Genomic DNA, 22,915 nt, shown 5'->3' with positions numbered 1-22,915 from the left:
ATTTTTCCGAGCCCTTTTTTTGATTTGCCCAGAAGCAAGAGACATACTGCCCCTTTAGATCACTTTCCTTAATATGAACTGCGGCCCTGCTTTCCCTTCTGTTCTCAGGTCGCCAGTATCTACAAAGCCGCCGAACTCATAGAGCCGTATGGCTTTGGTGTTTCGGCAGTTTACTGTCAAACATACCCCTGAGGATTTAGGGTACTTTCCCTTCAGAAATGGTGCCAAAGCGAGAATGAATTCTTGGCCGTATCCTTTGCCCTGTTGGCTGTGATCTATGAAAACTTCATGCAGTTCCAGGTGATTAGCGATGCACTGACTGTTTGAAGTTGAATCTATCTGGAAGAATCCAATAATCCTTCCGTTCTTTTCCATGACAAAGTTGTCTCGGGTGAGGCTTGTGGTTCTCAGTGTCTCTATAATAGGTTCGACAAATTCAGTTTGAGCATCGGTAACCTTGAACGTTGCCAATGCCGCCCAATCATCGTCTTTATAATTCCGAATTTGCATGCCGCGCTCATATTTAATTCAGCCTAGTCAGAATATTGCTTTTGTCTGGTGAGGCGGTCAATAGGTTGGGGAAGATTGCAAAGAAGCTTTGATAAAGCTCTTTGAAACTATGATATGCTTCATCTAAGTCGGGCCAAAGTGTTGGAGGTATTCTGTCGTGGTAATTCCCAAGTGGCGGGTGAAGCTGCGACGCATATTTTGAAGATCTCCAAAACCACAGAGCCCGGCGACTTGTTTCATCGATACGCCTTTGGATAAGAGGACCCTGGCTTGGTTTAATCTGGTGAGTTCGACAAACTGGACCGGGGAGGCGTTGAGCGCTTGGTTGAACTTTCTATCCAGTGTCCGGGGGCTCATGTTTGCCTGATTTGCGAGCTCGGATAGGGTCCAGTTCTGAGCAGGATTATTCGTTATTTTATCCACGAGTTTCAACAGTTTGGGTTCCAACTTGATTTGTGCTTCGAGAAGGTGTGAGAACTGACGTTGTCCGCCATTTCGTCTGAGATAGACCACCAGTTCCTGAGCGACATCAAGGGAAGTACTGGTGCCGTAGTCTTCTTCAATAATGGACAGGGCAAGGTCTATTCCGGTTGAAACGCCGGCAGAGGTATAGATCCGATCAGACTTGGTATAGATGGTATCGAGTTTCCAGATCACTTTTGGAAACATGCTTTGGGCCATTTGGGCACGAGACCAGTGTGTAGTTGCTTCCCGCCCATCCAAAACGCCAGACGCGGCGAGTATTAAGGAGCCTGAGCAGATTGAAATTAATCGGTTTGAGTTTGAGGCGGCTGAAAAGCGTCTTAAGGTTTCTGTGAGTTCTTCATTGTCTATGTAGTTATCGACACCACTGCCCCCAGGGATGAGAAGGTCGGCATGATCAGTGAGATTTTTAAGTGAACCTTGGGCGACGATTTCCATTCCGCAGGAGGTCCGGGCGTTGGTTCCATTCATAGTAATAAAGCGATGTTTGTAGGGAATTTTCTTTGCGCCAGGGGTGCTGTGGAAAGCCTGAACAGGGCCACTGATATCGAGGAGGTTGACGCCGTCAAACACAAAAACATCAATCATTTTTGTTTCTAGCATGCGGCTTGTCCTCTAATCGTATGAATTGGATTTGGCAAAATATGATGTTGAAATATCATTTCAGTCAAACTTTTAATCAGTTAAGGTTCCGCTCGTCAAATCAATTCCAAAGGGTCGCAACAAATGAATTCCCCAACTTTGAGTACGAGGCAGAGATTAAATTTTCCTCTTCTCTTACTCGGTAATGCCATACTTGGTACGCCAATGCCGATGTTGATTATCCTTGGCGGGCTGTCCGGGGCTATGCTTGCACCTGCAAAAGAGTTCGCCATATTACCTGTTTCCTTACAGATGCTGGCAGGAATGGTTTTTGCCGCCCCGATGTCTGTTTTTATGGGAAAGTTTGGCCGCAAACGAGGTTTTCTGCTTGGTGCCTGTTTTGCCGCAATCGGTGGATTACTCGGAGCTTATAGTCTCTTTTATGCTAATTTTCTGATGCTCTGTTTGGCTCATGCTGCCATGGGGGCCGCAACGAGTTGTTTTGGTTATTTTCGTTTTGCAGCGGCAGAAGTAGTTTCTGAATCTTGGCGGCCGACGGCAATCTCAATCACTCTGGGTTCAGGCTTGGTCGCGGCGCTGATTGGTCCAGAAGTCTTTGTTTATACGAAAGACTATTATTCTCCGATACCCTTTGCGGGGGCCTATGGGGCAATAACGATGATATCACTGATCGGGTGCCTACCCATTTTGGCGTTGGCTTTACCTAAGAGCGAGCAAGACGCCACGAAGAAGGTTTTAAGCAAGGCTCCTGTGAGCTCAATATTACGTCGTCGCCCGGTATATACGGCTATTTTATGTGCCGCAGTTTCTTTCGGCGTAATGGTTCTATTGATGGCTCCCACGCCTCTGGCGATGGTTGGCTGTGGGTTCAGCGAAACCCAGGCAAGCGATGTTATTCGTTGGCACGTCATTGCCATGTTCGCGCCGAGCTTTTTCACGGGAAGTTTGATCTCGCGTTTTGGATCTGGACGAGTTGTGTTCTGTGGGTTGTTTTTGCTCTCTCTCTCCGCGGGTACGGCTATGGCCGGGATTGAGCTTGGGCACTTCTATATTTCGTTGATTTTACTCGGCGTGGGATGGAATTTTGGATTTATTGGTGCGACGAATATGTTGAATGACAACTTGGCACCAAACGAGCGGTCAATTGTTCAGGGTGCGAATGATACCCTTGTTGCTCTGGTCTCTACATTAGCTTCTTTTGGATCGGGGGTGATTATCTCAACGTTTGATTGGAACTCGGTGGCTCTGATGTCTTTCCCTCTCATTCTTGTGGCAGTTGTTGGATTGTTTGCTTTGAAAAGGAAGCCACAATTAGCCTAAAGGCTGAAAAAGGGAACGCGCTTCTATCCTCAATAATACAAAAAGGGATGTGAATTTTTCGCATCCTTTTTTACGTTGCAAGGTTGTGAACTGTTTCGAGCCAGTCAGTAAATGATGGGTGGGATGATGGAGGGAAGTAATATTTGGTAAGAAAAAACACAAAAGTTGGAAATGAAAAGTCTTGTCTGAAAAGGAGAATGGTGGAATGATACGATAAATGCTGCAGTGCACAATAAATGCTGCGCTAATAAATATAAACAAGTGCAAGTAAGGAAAAGGGAATGGCTGCTATCCAAAGACCTCGTCGATCGGTTCTCTATATGCCGGGATCGAATGCTCGGGCTCTTGAGAAAGGTCGAACACTTGTTGCGGATGCTCTTATCCTCGACCTTGAAGATGCGGTTTCCAAAAGTAATAAAGTCGAAGCCCGAAATTTAATAGTTGAGGCCGTTAATCAAGGGGGTTATGGCAACCGTGAAATTATTGTTCGGGTTAATGGCCTGGACACTGTTTGGGGCGTGGATGATGTTGAAGCTATTGCGAAAACCTCTGCAAATGCCGTCCTCCTTCCTAAAGTCGAAACGGCAGAGCAGGTCCAAAACCTCATTGATCTAATGGATCAGGCGGGGGCACCCGCTACGATGTCCGTGATGTGTATGATGGAAACACCGCTCGGAATGTTGAATGCCAAAGAGATCGCAGCGTCATCAAACAGAATTTCCTGTTTTGTGATGGGAACGTCGGATCTGGTAAAAGACCTTCATGCGAGTCATACAAAGCTGCGTTTGCCAGTTATCACCTCTCTCGGGCTTTGCCTTCTGGCCGCACGGGCCTATGACATCGCGATTGTCGATGGCGTATGCCTCGATTTGAGTGATGATGAAGGTTTTGAAAAATCATGCGTACAGGGACGTGAACTCGGCTTTGATGGCAAGACATTAATCCATCCGAAAACAATTCTAACCGCGAATAAAATATTTGAGCCATCATCCCTGGCCGTTGAAAAGGCTCATTCTATTGTTCAGGCCTTTGAAGAAGCCGATCGGCAGGGGCAGGGGGTCGTTGTCTTGAACGGCCAGTTGATTGAGAACCTGCACGCCGAAGAAGCCCGAAGGTTGATCGCTTTATCTGAGATGATTACCGATCTCGAACAGAACAATTAAAAATTGACCTGAAATAAAAACAATAAAGAAAAGCTATAGGGGATGGATATGAGTGAGCAAAAGGTGATAGCTAGCAAAACGAAACGTGGCAATTTCTTTGAAGACTTCTATTTGGGAATGCAAATAGAACACGCCACTCCTCGCACCGTAACCTCTGGCGACCAGGCACTTTATACGGCACTCTATGGCTCGCGGTTTGCTCTGTCTTCATCAGATGAATTTGCCCGTTCAATTGGGCTTGAACGATCCCCCGTTGACGACTGCCTTGCCTTCCATATTGTCTTTGGCAAAACGGTCCCTGATATCTCCCTCAATGCGATTGCAAATCTTGGTTATGGCGAAGGCGTATTTGGGGTTCCGCTCTATCCCGGAGATACGGTGACAACAACGAGTGAAGTCATTGGTGTAAAGGAAAATTCAAACGGGAAAACCGGTGTGGTGTATGTTCGCTCTACTGGGTGTAATCAAAGGGGCGAAGAAGTCCTGAGTTACGTCCGGTGGGTAATGGTTCGAAAGCGCTCTGTTGATTCTCCTGCTCCAGAGACTGTTGTCCCAAATTTGGTTAAGGTCGTATCCGTTGAGGAGCTTACTCTTCCTGATAGCCTGAACATGTCTGAATTTGATGAAAAGCTATCCGGATCTCCTTATCGCTGGGGGGATTATGAGGTTGGTGAAAAGATCGTTCACGTCGATGGTATGACGATCGAGGAAGCCGAACACCAAATGGCGACGCGGCTGTATCAAAATACAGCTAAGGTCCATTTCAACAATCATACTGAAAGCCAGGGCCGTTTTGGCAAGCGATTGATTTATGGTGGTCACATCATTTCTTTGGCGCGCGCCCTCTCCTTTAATGGGATGGAAAATGCGATCAAGATTGCTGCCATAAACGGGGGAACCCATGTGGCGCCAACCTTTGCTGGTGATACCATCTATGCCTGGAGTGAAGTGCTTGAAAAAATTGAGTTGCCAGAGAAGAATGGTCCCTCTTCAAGAAATGATCTTGGTGCGTTGAGAGTTCGATTAGTCGGAACTAAAAACAACGATTGTGCAAGTCGGCCCCTTAGGCAAGAGGATGGTCGTTACCATCCTGATGTAGTGCTCGATTTCGACTATACTGTTTTGATGCCTAAATAATCTGAACCAGAGATCTGTTTAGAAAAGGATGTCGGGCCGACAATAACATAGGTATTTCTATATAATTAAGAAACTTCTGTTACTCTAACTCCTTCTTTGATTTTTCGCACAAGGACAATGTCGAGGCAGGTGATGAAGGCAGTTTATGTTCTTTTGGTTCTACTGTTTGTATTGACTTTCAAGTTTGTTGCCCTTGCATCCGCGAGCTCAATCCAGATAGTTGCGGATGATTTTCCCCCGTATAACTATGTTGAGAATGGCAAAATAACAGGGGTAAGCACGGAAATTGTTCAAGCTGTTTTGGAAGAGCTAGGCTTGGATGTGGAAATCAAAATCTATCCATGGGTGCGGGCCTACGATCTTGCACTAAAAAAAGAAAATGTACTGATCTTCACGATTGCCAGGAGCCCAAAGCGAGAGCATCTGTTCAAATGGATCGGCCCTGTAGGTGAGTATAACGCAGGGCTATTTGTGCTGGAAAGTCGGGCAGATGTTCAACTTGATTCTCTTGATGATGCCCGGAAGTATAATATCGGGGCGACGGCAGAAGATGTTCGAACGCAATACCTTTTGGAGAAAGACTTTGTCCGTGTACAACAGGTGCCCAAAAATGAACTCAATATCGGAAAACTGGTGAAGGGCCGCATTGATTTGTGGTTAGAGAATGAATTGACCGCTTACCACCTCTTGAAAAAGAATGGTTATGACAAAAGTTTGGTGCGCAAGGTTTTTGAATTTGAGGTGGGGACCGGTGGTTACATGGCCTTTAGTAACGAAACTTCAGATTTGATGGTTAATGATTTTAAGCAGGCCTTGAAAAGAATTCATAAAAAAGGGGTCTATGAAGCAATCTTGCAGGGGTATCGCTGAATTTTATATTTATAACTAGGGGGCTATGTTGCGACGCAATATTGAGTTGTTTTCAGCCTGTATTATGTTGCGAATAAGTGGCATTGGCATATATCTTAATCGGCTAATTAGCTTAATGCCTTGTCGTTCTTTGACGAGTTTTTGTCGCCTTGCATTGACTAATGCTGCAATGCGGTTTAACGTCGTTAAATCTTTGGGTTCTGCAAAAATATAAGGCGTGCGAAGTTAAATTGCGGAACCAGCGCGCAATATCGGGAAAGAAAATATGTCCAGGGGTAACAGACCTCTTTCACCTCATTTGCAGGTGTATCGTCCTCAATTAACTTCCGTACTTTCAATTCTATTTCGCATCATGGGCGTGGCCACATCTGTTGGTTCTATCGTCCTGATCTGGTGGCTTGTTGCAGCAGCAAGCGGCGCTGAATATTTTGATTTTGTACAATCCTTCTTGGGTTCTTGGTTCGGCCGCTTAATGCTCTTCGGTTGGACATTGGCTCTTATCTTCCACCTATGCAACGGTATCCGACATCTCTATTGGGATGCGGGTAAAGGCCTTGAACTTGAAACTGCCTATGCATCAGGTAAGGCTGTAATGATCTTTACTGTTTTGATCACGTTGGGACTTTGGGTCCTCGCTTATGTCATGGGAGGTGCTTGATATGTCGCTTCGTTCTCCATTAGGGTGCGCGCGTGGTCTAGGCTCTGCCAAAGAAGGTGTTTCACACTGGTGGGCACAACGCCTGACCAGTCTTGCTCTAATCCCTCTCGTGCTTTGGTTTGTGTTCTCTGTCGCTTTGATGACAGGCGCGGATCATGTTCAGTTTGTCGCTTGGGTACAGTCGCCGATTGTGGCGGGTCTTTTGATTCTTCTCATTTCCGTAGGCCTACTTCATTCGCAGCAGGGGATGCAGGTCGTGATCGAAGATTATGTTCACGGTGAGGCCAGCAAGGTTGTGACCTTGTTCCTGAGTCTGTCTATCCATGTTGTCTTGGGTCTGACAGGTGTTCTTTCAATTTTGATGATTTTATTCAGGGGCTAGGAAATAAACGATGAACACTGCTCCATCAAACAAAGCATATGAGTTTATTGACCACACCTATGATGTGGTCGTCGTCGGAGCCGGTGGCGCAGGATTGCGTGCGACACTGGGTTTGGCCGAAGCGGGACTTAAAACGGCTTGTATCACAAAAGTTTTCCCAACCCGTAGCCATACTGTTGCAGCCCAAGGCGGGATTTCTGCTTCCCTTGGTAACATGGGAGAGGATGACTGGCGCTGGCATATGTATGACACCGTAAAAGGGTCAGACTGGCTGGGTGACCAGGATTCAATCGAATACATGGTACGCGAAGCTGTTCCTGCTATTGTTGAGCTAGAACACTACGGCATGCCTTTTAGTCGTACTGAAGAGGGCAAAATTTATCAGCGTCCTTTTGGTGGTATGACAACCCGTTTTGGTGAAGGAATTGCGCAAAGAACTTGTGCTGCTGCCGACCGTACCGGTCATGCCATGCTGCATACGCTCTATCAGCAAAGTCTACGTCGTCATGCGGAGTTCTTTATTGAATACTTCGCCATCGACTTGATCATGGAAAATGGTGAGTGCCGCGGTGTAGTGGCATGGAACCTTGATGATGGGACGATCCATCGTTTCCGCGCTCAAAAAGTTATCATGGCGACTGGCGGTTATGGCCGCGCTTATTTCTCTTGTACGGGTGCACATACCTGTACAGGTGATGGTAACGGCATGGCCTTGCGGGCCGGTCTTGATTGTCAGGATATGGAATTCGTTCAGTTCCACCCAACCGGTATTTACGGCGCTGGCTGTCTTATTACTGAGGGAGTTCGTGGCGAAGGTGGTTATCTGACCAACTCTGAAGGTGAGCGCTTTATGGAGCGTTACGCCCCGAGTGCTAAAGATCTTGCCAGCCGTGACGTTGTTAGTCGTGCAATGACCATGGAAATTCGTGATGGCCGTGGCGTCGGTGCTGGTGGCGATCATATCCACTTGCATATTGAGCACCTCGACCCTGCGATTATTGATGAGCGCCTTCCTGGTATTGCAGAATCGGCCAGTATTTTTGCCGGCGTAGATGTGGCTAAAGAGCCAATTCCTGTGATTCCAACCTGTCATTACAACATGGGCGGAGTTCCATGTAAGTACACAGGCCAGGTTGTCACAAGTAAGAACGGCGATCCAAACGTGGAAGTTCCGGGACTTATGGCGATTGGTGAGGCAGCTTGCGTTTCTGTCCACGGTGCGAACCGTCTGGGATCAAACTCACTTCTTGATCTTGTCGTGTTTGGGCGTGGTGCGGCACTTCATTGCATCGACACTGTGAAGCCAGGGGCCAAACAGGCTGACCTTCCGGCAGATGCAGGTGACAATTCCCTCGCACGCCTGGATAAAGCTCGTTATGCCAAAGGCTCCATGAAGACCTCTGAAGTCCGCCTTGAAATGCAAAAGGCTATGCAAGGTCATGCTGCTGTCTTTAGAACAGGTGAGACCCTGAACGAAGGCGTTGAAGCGCTGGGTGAGATCTGGAAGAAAAAAGACGATATCGCGGTTTCTGACCGTTCTATGGTTTGGAACTCTGATCTCGTAGAAACACTTGAGTTGGACAACCTGATGTATCAGGCGCGTGTAACGATGTCAGGTGCGGCAAACCGTGAAGAAAGTCGTGGCGCGCATGCCCGCGAAGATTTCCCGGATCGCGATGACAAAAAGTGGATGAAACACACCATGGCCAAATGTGCCGATGACGGGACTGTAACCTTTGACTATCGCCCAGTTAACCTGGAGCCGTTGTCAGATGATGTTCAGTCCTTCCCACCCAAAGCCCGTGTTTACTAAGCGGTCTGTGGGAAAAGCGTCAAGGAGAGAATAAAAAATGGTAGAATTTGCACTTCCAGCCAATTCAAAAATAAACAAGAGCGGCAAGAAATTTGCCGCTCCGGCTGGCGCAACAAAGACCAAGACATTCCGCGTTTATCGTTGGGATCCGGATAATAGTGAAAACCCACGTGAAGATGTCTACGAAGTTGATATGGACAACTGTGGGCCAATGGTTCTGGATGCGCTGATCAAAATCAAAAATGAAATTGATCCAACGCTGACGTTCCGTCGGTCATGTCGTGAAGGTGTCTGCGGTTCTTGCGCGATGAATATCGACGGCAGTAATACGCTTGCCTGCACCAAGTTTTGTAGCGATGTGGAAGGTGATGACGAGGTTAAAATTTATCCTCTGCCACACATGCCTGTGGTCAAGGACCTGGTACCTGACCTCAATCAGGTTTATGCCCAGTATGCATCTATTGAGCCTTGGTTGAAAACAACCACTGCGGCACCAGAGAGAGAGCGACTTCAAACACCTGAAGACCGTAAAAAACTCGATGGGCTCTGGGAATGTATCCTGTGTTTTAGTTGTTCAACATCTTGCCCAAGTTATTGGTGGAATGGCGACCGTTATCTCGGTCCAGCCGTTTTGCTGCAGGCGTATCGCTTTATTGCCGATACCCGGGATGAGGAAACAGGCTCACGTCTGGATAATCTTGAAGATCCCTTCCGGCTCTTCCGCTGCCATACAATTATGAATTGTACAAAGACCTGTCCTAAAGGATTAAATCCTGCTAAAGCTATCGCCGAGATCAAGAAATTGATGGTTGAGCGTAAAGTTTGATTTGGTCCGTAGGTGACTAACTTCTATGAACAAGGCCGACCTTAGTGTCGGCCTTTTTTATGGAAACTATTTTGTCGCATTTACTTGGTAAAAGTATTCTCTATTGATATCATTTTCGGGGATTGTGACAGCTCATCTATTAAAGAGAGCATGTATCAAAGTGATACTCAAGAGTTCGAAATTTGGCTAGGTAGCGTTAGGTGTAAGGGATCTGTTTTAAATGCTGGATCTGACTGCCGATATAATTCGGACAGCTGTTTTCTTGATAATTTTCTGCGTTGTAACCTGGCGTCGCCCGGCGAAGGACCTGTCTCTACAGGGATGGAATTATCTCGCGATTGGCTTTGCCCTCATGGCTTTGGGCAGCCTTTGCGGGATTGCAGAAAACTTTGAACAGTTTAGGGGCCCCTTCACCATTGGAAATTTTGCTACGGTGCCTGCCCTGAGTTTACTAGTGGGGTATATTGGTGGGAGTCTTTTTCTCTCATTCGGGCTTTTAAAAATTATTCCTTCTTTTACCAGAATTAGTAAACGAATAGGAGAACTTGAAGCCGCAGAATCAGCCGTCGAGCAACACAACCACTTCCTGCAGACGTTAATAGACGCCATGCCTGCCCAGGTTTATTTTAAAGACCATCAAGGCAAGTACCTTGGCTGTAATAAGTTATTTCTCAAAAATATCGGATTAGAGCCCGATGAAATTGTGGGAAAGACCTCTCATGAACTCTTTCCTCCTAAGTTGGCTGATGTCTTTATTGAAGCGGACAAAAAGGCGATAGCAAAAGGGCGAACTCAAGAACAAGAGGCTATTTTTACCCGGGAAGATGGTTCGGATCTTCATATCCTTATGCACAAGGCCCGCTTCGATAATCCTGATAACAGCTTTGGCGGGTTGATTGGTATTAGTATTGATATTTCTGCGCGAAAACAGGTGGAGCAGGCTTTGAGGATAAGTGAAGAACGCCTTCGCAGGCTTTCTGAATTGTCAAATGAAGCGGTTATTATTCATTCAGATAGGGGAATGAGTGATTGCAACCATGCTGCCCTCAAAATGTTCGGCTATAAATATGAAGAGATGATCTCTCTTGGTGCCAAAGATTTGATTTCACCTGAATTTATGTCTTTGGTTCAAGAGAATATATCTCATGCAAGAGAAGGCACTTATGAGGCCGTAGGCATAAGAAAAGATGGCTCTTTTTTTGAGATCAGTATCAGCGCAAAAACAAGTGTTCTAGATGGGCAAACCAATCGAGTTACCTTTATCCGTGATATATCTGCACGTAAAAAAGTAGAAAGTAATCTGCGAAAACTGTCCAAAGCTGTTGAGCAAAATCCAGTTGCGATTCAAATTACGGATCCTAATGGGGTTATTGAATATGTTAATCCAAAGTTCCTAGAAGTTACGGGGTACGAAGCGGCTGAAGTCATCGGCAAAAACCCTGACATGTTAAAGTCAGGACATACCACCCAGGATGAATACCGCAAACTTTGGAAAACGATCTCGAGTGGCAAAGTCTGGAGCGGGGCTTTTAAAAACCGTCGTAAAAACGGAGAGTATTTCTGGGAATGGGCTTCGATTTCAAGTGTCGTCGATGAACAGGGTGTGATTACTAATTATGTCGCGACAAAGGAAGATATTACTGAGAAAAGACTGGCTGAGACCCAATTGATGGAAGCCAAGGAAAGTGCGGAGTTAGCCAACCGGGCAAAATCGGAATTCCTTGCCAATATGAGCCATGAACTTCGGACTCCTTTGAACGCGATTATTGGTTTTTCTGAGCTCATGGAGAGAGAAATCTTTGGCCCTCTCGGCTCAAGTAAATATCAAGAGTATCTGAGCGATATCAAAAATAGTGGTGATCATCTTCTAAAGTTAATCAATGATATTCTCGATCTGTCCAAGATTGAAGCGGGAGAATTTACTCTCAATGAAGAGAGCCTTAGTCTTAATAAATTGATTGAATCTTCTATTACCATAATACGTCCTCGTCTCGATCATGGGGAGCTTGAACTTGAGGTCGATACTCCTTCAAACCTCCCTGATGTTTATGCGGATGAGCGCGGTGTGAAGCAAATACTGATTAACTTGCTTTCAAATGCGGTTAAATTTACACCGGCGGGGGGGAAGATCCGAATTGTGGGGCACCACAATGGAGAAGGGATCTCAATCAAAATCATTGATACGGGAATAGGTATACCTGATGACAAATTGGAAGAGGTCTTGAATCCCTTCATTCAAGTTGATGGTACGATGACACGGCAAAGCCAGGGTACCGGCCTCGGGTTATCGATTACACAAAAATTGTGCAATCTTCACGACGGTGCGTTTGCCTTGGTGAGTGAAGAGGGAAAAGGCACGACAGCATCTGTGATGCTGCCGAAAAGTAGGGTGATTCGAGCCTAAAGAATGTTATTTAAGGCTTTTTGAGCCTACCCTGGTCATGAGGTCGTGGTCGCCCGGGGCCAGTACCCCAAAGAGAAAGAAAAATACTGCGATCCTCAGGTGGGAGCGTCATGGCAATGTCGAGTAACTTTTCAATAGTCTTGCCGCGGATGGCTGATTGATCCCCGAGAAAAGTATCGAAGGCCTGTTCAAATTCTACGCGTTCGGTTTTTCCCTTCAAATTGTCTTTCAGTTGTTTGTGCGATCCCCGGATTTCTTTGAAACCAGATTTTATTTCTGATTTGTGCTCGCGCCAAATACTTTTGAATAGATCTCGCTGTTTTGGAGTGAGGTTCCGCCACTGGCTTTTTTGTCCGTGTGGCTTGCCATATTCGGATGGTCCTCCAAAGTTTCTGGCATGCCAAAGGTGGGAACCAACGAGGCCGCCAAAAAAGATATTGAGGGCAAGCGAGATTGAAAAAAGTATCGTGAGAGTTTTCTTGGATGGAGTTGGCATTAGTTGATTTCTCCTTCCAGAAAATCACCGGTGAAGCTTGTTTCACTGAAAGAAACGTAAGCCTCTTCTAATTCTATATTGTCTTGGTTGTAGACCCAGTCGGGTGAGCTCGTGCCCAGCATCAGTCCAAAAGCACCAGCTGTCGTTAGTGCTGATAGGGGGCGCCATATACTTTCGTAGGGCCACCAGTTCTTTAAAGCGAATTTGTTTGCAGCGGGTGTGGGAGCCGTTGCCAAAATGGAATCCAGTAAATGGACAGTATTGGGTTCGGAAGGTGCCAGGTCCAAAAGCTGATCGAGGTCGATGACCTGCGAACGTAAATGCTGAGCTTCTGTTGACTCTTTCATCAAGTCTAACATCCAGGAACGTTTATCTTCGGGCCAATGGTGTTCATAAGCTCCGTAACAATCGAGTAAGAACTGTAATTGTTCTTTGTCTTTTTGATTGAGAGGTGTTTGATCCGTCATATTTGTACTCCTAACAGATCTTCCCGTTGATCTTCCAGTAGCTTTCGAAGTCCTTTTCTGCCTCGAGCTAATAAGGATTCAAGAGCATCAACTGAAATGTCCATTATACTGGCCGCTTCCTTGTTACTTAAGTCTCTGTGGTGGACCAGTGTAATTGCTGTTCGTTGTCGTTCTGGTAATGAAGATATAGCGGCTTCTACCTGATTGGTAACGTCTTGTTTGTGCCGCATGCCGGTTTGGTTTGTTGATGTGTCTTCAATCTCAGTCATATCAGTCGCTGCCAGGTTTTGCCGCTCTCTTCGTCTAATCGCATCTATAGATAAATTGTGGGTGACCCGATAAAGCCAGGTTGAAATTTTTGGCACTTCTCCGCTTTGTTGAGTAGATTTAGGATTTCAAATAGAGCATAGATTGATTATCTGGAATGGATGATTGTCTAATTTTGAGTTTGAAGTATTCGGTATCCTTGATGCCTCTGGCTCGCTTACGGATCATTCCTATACTGACATTACCAGCCTCTATCCTGGCGCTTGTGAGCTTGTGTTTGGCGTAGTTGCAGATGCCCACACAATGTTTCCGTAGGGATTTCGCGAACTTTTTTAGATAGAGCATCTGTGACTGATCTGCTATCAGGCACCAACGTTCCAGTTGCTCCGCCATCGCCTCAAATGAAGCGGCACTCCACAGCAGCTGAAGCTGTTCTTTCAAGACGTAAAGTGCATTCAGGTTGCTATTGCTCTCCAGCAACCTTTGCAGCTTGTCACTTTGTTTTTCACTCAACTTATCCGCATTTTTGAGCAACAGATAATGTGTCCCTTTCATCAACTCTTTACCACTTGGATCGGCCTTTCTGAACTCAAGTCGACGCTGATTATGGATAGCTTTGCTGTAGTTTTTCATGACGTGGAAACGGTCAAATACTATGTCGGCCAACGGCAAGGACTCTCTGACAGCCTTTTGGTAGGCAGGCCCCATATCCATCGCTACGGCCTTTATTTTGCAGGCTGTATCTGGTTGCAGTTGTTTCAAAAACCTTGAAAAAACCTCGGCAGTTCGGCCTGCTTCAACCCAGATCAGATGACCGCCAACCATATCGTAGACCACCGTCATGTAGTCATGACCTTTCGCCCGGGCAACTTCATCTACACCAATATATTCCAAGCCAGTTAGCTCTGCAGGATCAAGCGTAGGGAGAGTTTCAATAAGGTATGCCCTGTCGATATTCTTGACCGTTTCCCATCGTATATCCAAATGTCTGGAAACCGCTTGAATAGACATATGCCGACATAATCCACTGATCAGTCGGCAAAATCGGTGAGTGAAACGGCACCCTTTATCAACAAAATCACACCCCTCAATGCGGCGTTCGCCCTTGTTAATATAAACCTGCGCCAGCTCAATCTCGACCACACAAGGATACCCAAAAAGGGGGATGTCGTTTACTTGTCGGCGGACATGCTGGTTGATGCTTCCCTTCTGGCCTGTAGCAGGGTCTATAGCCCTCCTACGCGCGTCTCGGCTGCAGTGAATGACAATCTTAACACCGCCGTCATCCAGTTTAATTTAATCCGGTAAACCCCCGGCTATGCCGGGGGACTCTCAATGGTTTGACCGTTCCCACGGTCTTACATTTCTTTGTTTATTGACCAAAATAACAAAGGAATTAGCCGATGAGAGATTACAAAAGCCTTGCACATACGAGATGGGATTGTAAATACCACGTGGTTTTCATCCCTAAACGCAGGAAAAAAGTTATCTATGGCAACCTACGTCAGTATCTTGGTGAAATTTTCCATGAACTGGCCGGGCATCGCGAAAGTAAGATTGAGGAGGGCCATTTGATGCCGGATCACATTCACATGTGTATCAGCATACCGCCCAAACATGCTGTTTCAAAAGTCGTTGGATACCTAAAAGGAAAAAGCGCGATTGCCATAGCTCGAAAATTCAAAAATAAAGCACGGAATTTCAAGGGTGAAAATTTTTGGGCCCGTGGATATTTCGTCTCAACTGTAGGGCTCGATGAACAGATGGTGAGGGAGTATATCAGAACGCAAGAAGAGCGTGATAAGTACTTTGACCAAATGGATATATTCAATCCATAACCGCTTTAGCGGTTCCCAATTTGCCCCTTTAAGGGGCTCACCCGCTTAAGCCCCCGGCTTTGCCGGGGGTCATTTAACTTCATTTACACGTTGCCCTTTGAGGCCTAAAATATGCTGCGAGATGTTGATTGTCATATACCTGCTCTATGTAAAGTTATCAGAAACCATACATATCAACAGGTTACTTGGCGGTCGGCATCTTTTTCTACTCAACAAAGCGGAGAAGAGCCAAATTTTTGCTTTTGCCTGCCAATTTGCGCTTTGTTTCCATAGCCTTACAAACGCTTCCTGAGCAATGTCTTCTACTTCTGAATTATTGTTGGTAATTCTTAGGGCTAATCCTACTAGAGGGCTAAGATGGCGTTGCACAAGGAGCCGGCAGGCAACTGCATCTCCCTGTGCGACCAGGGCCATAAGCTTTGCATCCTCTTCGGGGGTATGAGGGTGTCTCATCCTAGGCCCTGGTTTCTTGTTTCGTTGCCAACATCTTTGCTTGCTTTGTCGTAACGTCTAGCTTTTGTCGCGACCATGCTGTGGTATTTCGTCGATACTGATTACACCGTCGCCGTTTTTATCTAAGTGCTCCATCATTTTATTCATACGGGCGTTAAATTCGTCGGCGGTAAGACTGCCAGAATTATCGGCATCCATCTTTTCAAATTTAGATTTCATTCTCTCTGCCATGCGCTTGGCCATTGCCTGTTCCATTTCAACAAGGCTGATCTGGCCATCACTATTACTATCGGTTTGGCTAAAGTGTGTTGCCTGCGAGTTCTGTAATTCCTCTTGTGTAATCTGGCCATCTCCGTTTGCATCGGCATCTTTAAAATGATTATTCCACTTACCGCCGCCTGCTGCGAGAGCGGCCCCAGCAGTCATGAAAGCAATACTGGTTGCTAAAATAATCGTTTTCTTACTAATCATAATTTAATCCGGTAAACCCCCGGCTATGCCGGGGGACTCTCAATGGTTTGACCGTTCCCACGGTCTTACATTTCTTTGTTTATTGACCAAAATAACAAAGGAATTAGCCGATGAGAGATTACAAAAGCCTTGCACATACGAGATGGGATTGTAAATACCACGTGGTTTTCATCCCTAAACGCAGGCAAAAAGTTATCTATGGCAACCTACGTCAGTATCTTGGTGAAATTTTCCATGAACTGGCCGGGCATCGCGAAAGTAAGATTGAGGAGGGCCATTTGATGCCGGATCACATTCACATGTGTATCAGCATACCGCCCAAACATGCTGTTTCAAAAGTCGTTGGATACCTAAAAGGAAAAAGCGCGATTGCCATAGCTCGAAAATTCAAAAATAAAGCACGGAATTTCAAGGGTGAAAATTTTTGGGCCCGTGGATATTTCGTCTCAACTGTAGGGCTCGATGAACAGATGGTGAGGGAGTATATCAGAACGCAAGAAGAGCGTGATAAGTACTTTGACCAAATGGATATATTCAATCCATAACCGCTTTAGCGGTTCCCAATTTGCCCCTTTAAGGGGCTCACCCGCTTAAGCCCCCGGCTTTGCCGGGGGTCATTTAACTTAATCCGGTAAACCCCCGGCTATGCCGGGGGACTCTCAATGGTTTGACCGTTCCCACGGTCTTACATTTCTTTGTTTATTGACCAAAATAACAAAGGAATTAGCCGATGAGAGATTACAAAAGCCTTGCACATACGAGATGGGATTGTAAATACCACGTGGTTTTCATCCCTAAACGCAGGAAAAAAGTTATCTATGGCAACCTACGTCAGTATCTTGGTGAAATTTTCCATGAACTGGCCGGGCATCGCGAAAGTAAGATTGAGGAGGGCCATTTGATGCCGGATCACATTCACATGTGTATCAGCATACCGCCCAAACATGCTGTTTCAAAAGTCGTTGGATACCTAAAAGGAAAAAGCGCGATTGCCATAGCTCGAAAATTCAAAAATAAAGCACGGAATTTCAAGGGTGAAAATTTTTGGGCCCGTGGATATTTCGTCTCAACTGTAGGGCTCGATGAACAGATGGTGAGGGAGTATATCAGAACGCAAGAAGAGCGTGATAAGTACTTTGACCAAATGGATATATTCAATCCATAACCGCTTTAGCGGTTCCCAATTTGCCCCTTTAAGGGGCTCACCCGCTTAAGCCCCCGGCTTTGCCGGGGGTCATTTAACTAAATTCTCCGGCATAAATTGTTTCATGTTCTTAGAACGCAGGAGAAATTGAAAACCGTCGCTTAGTGTAGAAAAAAATTATTCGAGATCGATTTTCCCCTCTATCGTATGATCAAGGCCAAGTTCGGGTAAGTAGAGTTTAACGCTGATAGGAAGCGTGGCTTTATCGTTTAAATCTCCGCCTTCCAACCCTTGGCGAATAGCGGCCTCAATCTCTCTTTGTGAGGTAATGCCTACCTTTTTTAAAAATTTTCGGATACTCATGTTTAGGGCATCTTCGTTCATTTTATACTCCCGATTTACACTGCTAATTTGCCATTATATCTGTTTTAGGTAGATCTGGTTGTTGAATTTGTAAGCATTTCAGGCTTTTATGATCCCGCAATGCAATATAAGGGGCAAAACGAGTGACTGCGACGCAAAAGGTAATGATAGTAACTGGCGGAAGCCGAGGCATTGGGGCTGCTATTTCGCGTTCAGCAGCAGCTCAGGGGTACTCTGTCTGCATCAATTATCACAATCGCAAATCTGAAGCCGATGACCTCGTTGCTGAAATAGTTAAAAAAGGTGGTCGTGCGATAGCTCATAAAGCAGATGTTTCTGATTTTGAGCAGGTTGAAAGTCTGTTTCATAAAGTAGAAACAGAACTGGGGCCCGTTACCGTGCTCGTCAATAATGCAGGAGTTACGGGTAAGATTTGTCGATTTGATGACGTAGATCCCCAAATTATGAACCGCGTCATTGGCATCAATACTATGGGGGCACTCTACTGTTCTCAAGCTGCAGTAAAGAGAATGTCGACCAGGCATGGAGGGGATGGTGGATCTATCATCACTGTTTCGTCGATTGCCGCGCGCTTGGGCTCACCGGGAGAATATGTATGGTATGCAGCCTCTAAGGCAGCCGTTGATGCCATGACTATCGGCTTAGCAAAAGAAGTTGGCGGAGAGGGCATCCGGGTGAATTCGGTTGCACCTGGCATTATCGATACGGAAATTCATGCTTCTGGCGGAGAGCCTGAACGCGTGGACCGTATTGCGCCGATGATTCCAAAAGGCCGAGCTGGTACGGCTCAGGAAATTGCGAATGCTGTGATGTGGCTCTCCTCTGATGGGGCCTCTTATTGCAATGGCTCTATTCTTGATTGTTCAGGAGGGCGGTAAATGAAGTTGTGGCGAAAACAGGGATTGATGGTTTGGAAATGCGTTTATGAGTGAAGGTCCCCTTTTTCTTTATCGTGATATGCGTAATTCGGGAGAATTACGTCCCGATCAGACTCAGGAACTTGCCGCAGAAAAATTGCAGAGTCTTTATCTCGCACTGAAAAAATACCAACCCTCTGCTGGTTTGGGTGGGTGGAAGGAGAGGCTTGGTCTCGGCCGTAGGAAAGCCTCTCCACCTCAAGGGCTTTATTTTTTTGGTGGGGTTGGTACAGGTAAATCCACGATTATGGATATGTTCTTTTCCGTTGCCCCGGTAGAAAAGAAAAGGCGGGTGCATTTCCATGCTTTTATGCAAGAGGTTCAAGAACGGTTACACAAATGGCGTGAACGCCACAAAGGGACGCGTTCTGACCCGCTCCCAGATCTTGCCGCTGAATTAGCTGAAGATACCCTCTTGCTCTGTTTTGATGAGTTCCACGTTGTGAACATTGCAGATGCGATGATTCTGGCGCGCTTGTTTGAAGCTCTGTTTGAGCAGGGTGTCGTTGTTGTCGCAACATCAAATTGGCCGCCAGATCGTTTATATGAAAACGGATTGCAGCGTGACAGCTTTCTTCCCTTTATCGATATTCTGAAGGAACGACTGGATGTACTTCAGCTTGATTCCGGAATAGATTATCGTCTCGAACGAATGAAAAATTTACCTGTTTATCATACTCCTTTGGGCGAGACCGCGAACAAAGCTCTTGAAGATGCCTTTCTTAAATTGACAGAGGGGGCAAGCTCTGAAGCCGAGATACTTCTTGTTAAGGGAAGAGAGCTCGAAATAAGCCGCGCAGCTAGAAAAGTTGCTTTTGTGAGCTTTGATGATCTTTGTGCAGAGGCGTTGGGGCCTGGTGATTACCTGGCAATTGCAGGGCATTTTCACACCATTATTATGTCAGACGTCCCCAGTATGGGATCAGAAAACCGGGATAAAGCCCGGCGCTTTATGTCCTTAATTGATGCGCTTTATGAGCATAGATGTAATCTTGTTGTCTCTGCCGCTGCCGAACCCGAGGCGCTTTATCCTCAAGGGGACGGGGCTTTTGAGTTTGAACGTACTGTTAGCAGGCTTCAGGAAATGCGATCTCAGGAATACATTTCGCTGCCGCACTTGGGATAATAAGGAGTAGGGAGTTTGGCTGCGATTGTTCTGAGCTAAGCAAAGGAAATACTTCCTTTTTTTACCAAAAAGCCTTAAACTTTAGGTCGAGGATGTTTCCTCACCTGCTGTAGACTCGGAAAATCTGATTTGTATCAAGGTGCAAAGATTTTACGAGTGGCACCATCCCAATAGCAATGTCTGAAGGGAGAAGATGCAAATGCTGAATCTGAAGAATGTTGAAGCAAAACTGAGAGCTCGAATGGTAGATCTTGGGGCTCGGGTTGACCAGATAGAGCAAGATTTGCGTGAACCGCATAGTCAGGATTGGGGGGAAAACGCGACCGAGAGTGAAGGCGATCAAGTTCTTGAAGGGCTCGAGGAAGCTGGATTGGACGAGATTAATAATATTCGCGCCGCTTTAACCCGTATTGAGAAAGAGACTTATGGAGTATGTTCCGGCTGCGGGGAAGATATTCCTGAAGGGCGCCTTGCAGCTCTTCCCTATGCAACAACCTGCGTAAACTGTGCAGAATAATTACTTTTTCGCATTATCCTGTCGTAAAATAACTTTTTTAAACGGTCACTTTTTAGTTAGTTTGTAACGGGTTTGTGTGCGTTGCAACAATGCTCCTTGCTCAGTCAGGCCTTTCGCGTTAGGAATCTCGTTATAATTTTCGCAGGTTACTCTACCTGCTCCGCATATTGTTCGAGGGTCCGACCGGGCCTAAGAAATCCGAATAGGGACAGAAATCATGGCACGTAAAAAGATCGCGCTTGTTGGTGCTGGTAATATTGGCGGGACGCTCGCCTTGCTAGCTGGAATGAAAGACCTGGGAGATGTCGTACTTTTCGACATCGCAGAAGGTATTCCTCAGGGTAAGGCTCTTGATCTTGCACAGCTTTCACCAGTTGAAGGTTTTGATGCTAACTTCAAAGGCGCAAATGATTACGCTGACATCGCTGGTTCCGACGTTGTTATCGTCACAGCAGGTGTTGCGCGTAAGCCAGGCATGAGCCGCGATGACCTTCTTGGTATTAACATCAAGGTTATGCAATCTGTTGGTGAAGGCATCAAGCAGAACTGCCCGAATGCTTTTGTTATCTGTATTACCAACCCATTGGACGCAATGGTTTGGGTTCTTCAGCAGGCTTCTGGTCTTCCGACCAATAAAGTCGTCGGTATGGCTGGCGTACTTGATTCTGCTCGTTTCCGTCACTTCCTGGCAGATGAGATGAATGTTTCTGTCGAAGATGTTACCGCTTTTGTTCTTGGCGGGCACGGTGACACCATGGTTCCAATGGTTCGCCATTCGACAGTTGCCGGTATTTCTCTTCCTGAACTCATCAAGATGGGTTGGATGAGCCAAGAGAAATTGGACTCCATTGTTGAACGTACCAAAAATGGTGGTGCAGAGATCGTTGGCCTGCTTAAAACGGGTTCTGCATTCTACGCACCGGCTGCGTCAGCAATTTTGATGGCTGAAAGTTATCTTAAAGACAAGCGCCGTGTCCTGCCATGTGCTGCCTATCTTGAAGGTCAATATGGTGTTGATGGTCTCTATGTGGGCGTTCCGGCTATTCTTGGTGAAAACGGCGTTGAGAAGATCGTTGAGATCGATTTGAACGAAACCGAATCTGCTCAGCTGGCCAGTTCTGTTGACTCCGTTAAGGGGCTCGTTGCAGCTTGTAAGGAAATTCAATCTAAAGCTTAGGGGTGATTGTGCATCGCACAATAAACACTGCTTAGGATTGCGTAAAAAGAAGGCGTTGAGGATTTCGGTCCCAACGCCTTTTCTTTTTCCGACTAATTGCGCCATTTTATGTCAGTTTTCCGACAAAAATTGTTGCGGTGCGGTTGCGCTCTCTGTTGGGGGTGTTAATCTATCGATAAGTATCACGCAGTATGCTTTTTGTAATAACAGAGAGTATGCTGTCACTATCCAGGGCTTTTCGGCTCTAATCGAATTCAAAAAATAAAAACCATTGAGGCTTTGTGGCGTCCCATGAACATTCATGAATATCAAGCTAAAGAGCTGCTGAGAAAGTACGGTGTAGCCGTCCCTAGAGGATCTGTTGCATTTACACCGGAAGAGGCAGAGAACGCAGCCCGCGAATTTGGCGGTCCAATCTGGGTAGTAAAATCCCAAATTCACGCAGGTGGACGTGGCGCTGGTCGCTTTACGGACGACCCTGATGGCGATGGCGGAGTTCGACTCTGTAAATCTCTTGATGATGTAAAAGAAAATGCGCGCAAAATGCTCGGTCATACCCTCGTGACCAAGCAGACTGGCCCTGCGGGTAAAGAAGTTAAGCGCCTTTACATCGAAGAAGGTTGCGATATCAAACGCGAATTGTACCTCGGTATGCTTATTGACCGCGCGACGAGCCGTGTAACGATCATGGCGTCTACTGAAGGCGGTATGGAGATTGAGGAAGTTGCAGAAGCAACACCTGAAAAAATTCTCAAAGTTGCTGTTGATCCAGTTGAAGGCTTCATGCCTTACCACGGACGTAAGCTCGCTTTCGGTCTTGGCCTTGAAGGTAAACAAGTCGGTTCTGCCGTTAAGTTCATGGCAACCATGTACAAAGCCTTCTTAGATCTTGATGCCAGCATCGTTGAGATCAATCCTCTGGTAGTAACGGGTGCAGGCGACATCATCGCGCTCGATGCCAAAATGAACTTCGATGATAACGCACTCTTCCGTCATAAAGACGTTGCAGGAATGCGTGATGAAGACGAAGAAGATGCCAAAGAACTAGAAGCTGCCCGTCACGAACTAAACTATATCTCTCTTGATGGGGAAATTGGTTGCATGGTGAACGGTGCTGGTCTTGCGATGGCAACGATGGATATTATCAAGCTATACGGTAGTGAGCCGGCTAACTTCCTCGATGTTGGTGGTGGCGCAACTAAAGAGCGTGTGACCGTTGCTTTCAAGATCATTCTTTCTGATCCAAATGTGAAGGGTATTCTGGTGAATATCTTTGGCGGCATCATGCGTTGTGATGTGATCGCCGAAGGTGTTGTCGCTGCTGCCCGTGAGGTTTCTCTCAGTGTCCCATTGGTGGTTCGTCTTGAGGGAACAAACGTTGAATTAGGTAAGAAAATTATGGCGGAATCCGGTCTGCCGATTATCTCAGGTGATGATCTGGCTGACGCTGCAGAAAAAGTGGTCAAAGCCGTGAAGGAGGCCGCGTAAT

General features: G+C 46.3%; 26 protein-coding genes. 17 read left to right on the top strand and 9 right to left on the bottom strand.

Annotation, left to right across the window (positions count from 1 at the left end; all coding sequences use genetic code 11):
• Positions 1–54: 54 nt before the first annotated feature.
• Entirely contained in the window at positions 55–510 is a 456-nt protein-coding gene (locus ACOGW3_RS10035) for an N-acetyltransferase family protein (protein ID WP_419902843.1), read from the bottom strand.
• Between the two features lie 123 nt (positions 511–633).
• A complete protein-coding gene (locus ACOGW3_RS10030; RefSeq protein ID WP_419902842.1) occupies positions 634–1,596 on the bottom strand; it encodes a GlxA family transcriptional regulator in 963 nt (320 codons plus the stop codon).
• Positions 1,597–1,719: 123 nt separating this feature from the next.
• On the opposite strand from ACOGW3_RS10030, the gene ACOGW3_RS10025 reads away from it, so the two are divergent.
• The 9 genes from ACOGW3_RS10025 (at position 1,720) to ACOGW3_RS09985 (ending at position 12,169) form a co-directional block, all read left to right on the top strand.
• The gene (locus ACOGW3_RS10025; protein WP_419902841.1) at positions 1,720–2,916 is read left to right on the top strand and encodes an MFS transporter; all 1,197 of its coding nucleotides are present in this window, start codon (positions 1,720–1,722) and stop codon (positions 2,914–2,916) included.
• Between the two features lie 281 nt (positions 2,917–3,197).
• A complete protein-coding gene (locus tag ACOGW3_RS10020) occupies positions 3,198–4,079 on the top strand; it encodes an HpcH/HpaI aldolase/citrate lyase family protein (protein WP_419902840.1) in 882 nt (293 codons plus the stop codon).
• Between the two features lie 48 nt (positions 4,080–4,127).
• Positions 4,128–5,216: a MaoC family dehydratase gene (locus ACOGW3_RS10015; protein WP_419902839.1), complete on the top strand. Its 1,089-nt coding sequence runs from the start codon at positions 4,128–4,130 to the stop codon at positions 5,214–5,216.
• 171 nt (positions 5,217–5,387) lie between these two features.
• On the top strand, positions 5,388–6,086 hold the full coding sequence (locus ACOGW3_RS10010; protein ID WP_419902838.1) for a substrate-binding periplasmic protein: 699 nt from the start codon (positions 5,388–5,390) through the stop codon (positions 6,084–6,086).
• A gap of 265 nt (positions 6,087–6,351) precedes the next feature.
• Entirely contained in the window at positions 6,352–6,744 is a 393-nt protein-coding gene (gene sdhC / locus ACOGW3_RS10005; protein ID WP_419902837.1) for a succinate dehydrogenase, cytochrome b556 subunit, read from the top strand.
• 1 nt (position 6,745) lies between these two features.
• Positions 6,746–7,126 (top strand): succinate dehydrogenase, hydrophobic membrane anchor protein, encoded by a 381-nt coding sequence (gene sdhD / locus ACOGW3_RS10000; RefSeq protein WP_419902836.1) that lies wholly within the window; start codon positions 6,746–6,748, stop codon positions 7,124–7,126.
• A gap of 10 nt (positions 7,127–7,136) precedes the next feature.
• Entirely contained in the window at positions 7,137–8,939 is a 1,803-nt protein-coding gene (gene sdhA / locus ACOGW3_RS09995) for a succinate dehydrogenase flavoprotein subunit (RefSeq protein WP_419902835.1), read from the top strand.
• 37 nt (positions 8,940–8,976) lie between these two features.
• Complete coding sequence (locus tag ACOGW3_RS09990) at positions 8,977–9,765, top strand: succinate dehydrogenase iron-sulfur subunit (protein ID WP_419902834.1); 789 nt, start codon at positions 8,977–8,979, stop codon at positions 9,763–9,765.
• 220 nt (positions 9,766–9,985) lie between these two features.
• Positions 9,986–12,169 (top strand): PAS domain S-box protein, encoded by a 2,184-nt coding sequence (locus tag ACOGW3_RS09985; RefSeq protein WP_419902833.1) that lies wholly within the window; start codon positions 9,986–9,988, stop codon positions 12,167–12,169.
• Between the two features lie 10 nt (positions 12,170–12,179).
• Here the strand turns inward: ACOGW3_RS09985 and ACOGW3_RS09980 are convergent, their stop codons facing one another.
• From ACOGW3_RS09980 to ACOGW3_RS09965, 4 genes are read right to left on the bottom strand one after another with little or no spacing between them, the layout of a single operon-like run.
• Positions 12,180–12,665 carry a periplasmic heavy metal sensor gene (locus tag ACOGW3_RS09980; protein ID WP_419902832.1) on the bottom strand — a complete coding sequence of 162 codons (486 nt, stop codon included), beginning with the start codon at positions 12,663–12,665 and terminating at the stop codon, positions 12,180–12,182.
• The gene (locus ACOGW3_RS09975) at positions 12,665–13,132 is read right to left on the bottom strand and encodes a hypothetical protein (protein ID WP_419902831.1); all 468 of its coding nucleotides are present in this window, start codon (positions 13,130–13,132) and stop codon (positions 12,665–12,667) included. The genes ACOGW3_RS09980 and ACOGW3_RS09975 overlap by 1 nt, the downstream gene beginning before the upstream one ends.
• Positions 13,129–13,497 (bottom strand): sigma-70 family RNA polymerase sigma factor, encoded by a 369-nt coding sequence (locus ACOGW3_RS09970; RefSeq protein ID WP_419902830.1) that lies wholly within the window; start codon positions 13,495–13,497, stop codon positions 13,129–13,131. The genes ACOGW3_RS09975 and ACOGW3_RS09970 overlap by 4 nt, the downstream gene beginning before the upstream one ends.
• 22 nt (positions 13,498–13,519) lie before the next feature.
• The gene (locus tag ACOGW3_RS09965) at positions 13,520–14,695 is read right to left on the bottom strand and encodes an ISL3 family transposase (protein ID WP_419902857.1); all 1,176 of its coding nucleotides are present in this window, start codon (positions 14,693–14,695) and stop codon (positions 13,520–13,522) included.
• A gap of 107 nt (positions 14,696–14,802) precedes the next feature.
• On the opposite strand from ACOGW3_RS09965, the gene tnpA (ACOGW3_RS09960) reads away from it, so the two are divergent.
• Positions 14,803–15,237 (top strand): IS200/IS605 family transposase, encoded by a 435-nt coding sequence (gene tnpA / locus ACOGW3_RS09960; protein ID WP_419901075.1) that lies wholly within the window; start codon positions 14,803–14,805, stop codon positions 15,235–15,237.
• A gap of 144 nt (positions 15,238–15,381) precedes the next feature.
• Here the strand turns inward: tnpA (ACOGW3_RS09960) and ACOGW3_RS09955 are convergent, their stop codons facing one another.
• Both ACOGW3_RS09955 and ACOGW3_RS09950 read right to left on the bottom strand, forming a co-directional pair.
• A complete protein-coding gene (locus tag ACOGW3_RS09955; RefSeq protein WP_419902829.1) occupies positions 15,382–15,651 on the bottom strand; it encodes a sigma factor in 270 nt (89 codons plus the stop codon).
• Positions 15,652–15,747: 96 nt separating this feature from the next.
• Complete coding sequence (locus tag ACOGW3_RS09950; protein ID WP_419902828.1) at positions 15,748–16,161, bottom strand: EF-hand domain-containing protein; 414 nt, start codon at positions 16,159–16,161, stop codon at positions 15,748–15,750.
• A 110-nt stretch (positions 16,162–16,271) separates the two neighbouring features.
• On the opposite strand from ACOGW3_RS09950, the gene tnpA (ACOGW3_RS09945) reads away from it, so the two are divergent.
• Both tnpA (ACOGW3_RS09945) and tnpA (ACOGW3_RS09940) read left to right on the top strand, forming a co-directional pair.
• Complete coding sequence (tnpA, locus tag ACOGW3_RS09945) at positions 16,272–16,706, top strand: IS200/IS605 family transposase (RefSeq protein WP_419901154.1); 435 nt, start codon at positions 16,272–16,274, stop codon at positions 16,704–16,706.
• A 185-nt stretch (positions 16,707–16,891) separates the two neighbouring features.
• Positions 16,892–17,326, top strand: coding sequence for an IS200/IS605 family transposase (gene tnpA / locus ACOGW3_RS09940; RefSeq protein WP_419901075.1), 435 nt, complete (start codon positions 16,892–16,894; stop codon positions 17,324–17,326).
• A gap of 156 nt (positions 17,327–17,482) precedes the next feature.
• Here the strand turns inward: tnpA (ACOGW3_RS09940) and ACOGW3_RS09935 are convergent, their stop codons facing one another.
• Positions 17,483–17,689, bottom strand: a complete 207-nt coding sequence (locus tag ACOGW3_RS09935; RefSeq protein ID WP_419902827.1) for a DUF6494 family protein — start codon at positions 17,687–17,689, stop codon at positions 17,483–17,485.
• Between the two features lie 122 nt (positions 17,690–17,811).
• On the opposite strand from ACOGW3_RS09935, the gene ACOGW3_RS09930 reads away from it, so the two are divergent.
• From ACOGW3_RS09930 to sucC, 5 genes are all read left to right on the top strand, one after another.
• Entirely contained in the window at positions 17,812–18,567 is a 756-nt protein-coding gene (locus ACOGW3_RS09930; RefSeq protein ID WP_419902826.1) for an SDR family oxidoreductase, read from the top strand.
• Positions 18,568–18,613: 46 nt separating this feature from the next.
• Positions 18,614–19,732 carry a cell division protein ZapE gene (gene zapE / locus ACOGW3_RS09925; protein WP_419902825.1) on the top strand — a complete coding sequence of 373 codons (1,119 nt, stop codon included), beginning with the start codon at positions 18,614–18,616 and terminating at the stop codon, positions 19,730–19,732.
• A 199-nt stretch (positions 19,733–19,931) separates the two neighbouring features.
• The gene (locus ACOGW3_RS09920; protein WP_419902824.1) at positions 19,932–20,249 is read left to right on the top strand and encodes a TraR/DksA family transcriptional regulator; all 318 of its coding nucleotides are present in this window, start codon (positions 19,932–19,934) and stop codon (positions 20,247–20,249) included.
• A gap of 217 nt (positions 20,250–20,466) precedes the next feature.
• On the top strand, positions 20,467–21,426 hold the full coding sequence (gene mdh / locus ACOGW3_RS09915) for a malate dehydrogenase (protein ID WP_419902823.1): 960 nt from the start codon (positions 20,467–20,469) through the stop codon (positions 21,424–21,426).
• A gap of 291 nt (positions 21,427–21,717) precedes the next feature.
• A complete protein-coding gene (gene sucC, locus ACOGW3_RS09910) occupies positions 21,718–22,914 on the top strand; it encodes an ADP-forming succinate--CoA ligase subunit beta (protein WP_419902822.1) in 1,197 nt (398 codons plus the stop codon).
• Position 22,915 lies beyond the last annotated feature (1 nt).

It is taken from the genome of Kiloniella sp., assembly GCF_965205715.1.
GTDB lineage: Bacteria > Pseudomonadota > Alphaproteobacteria > Kiloniellales > Kiloniellaceae > Kiloniella.
Note: the sequence above shows the minus strand (reverse complement) of the source record. Positions and strands in the feature narration are given on the sequence as shown.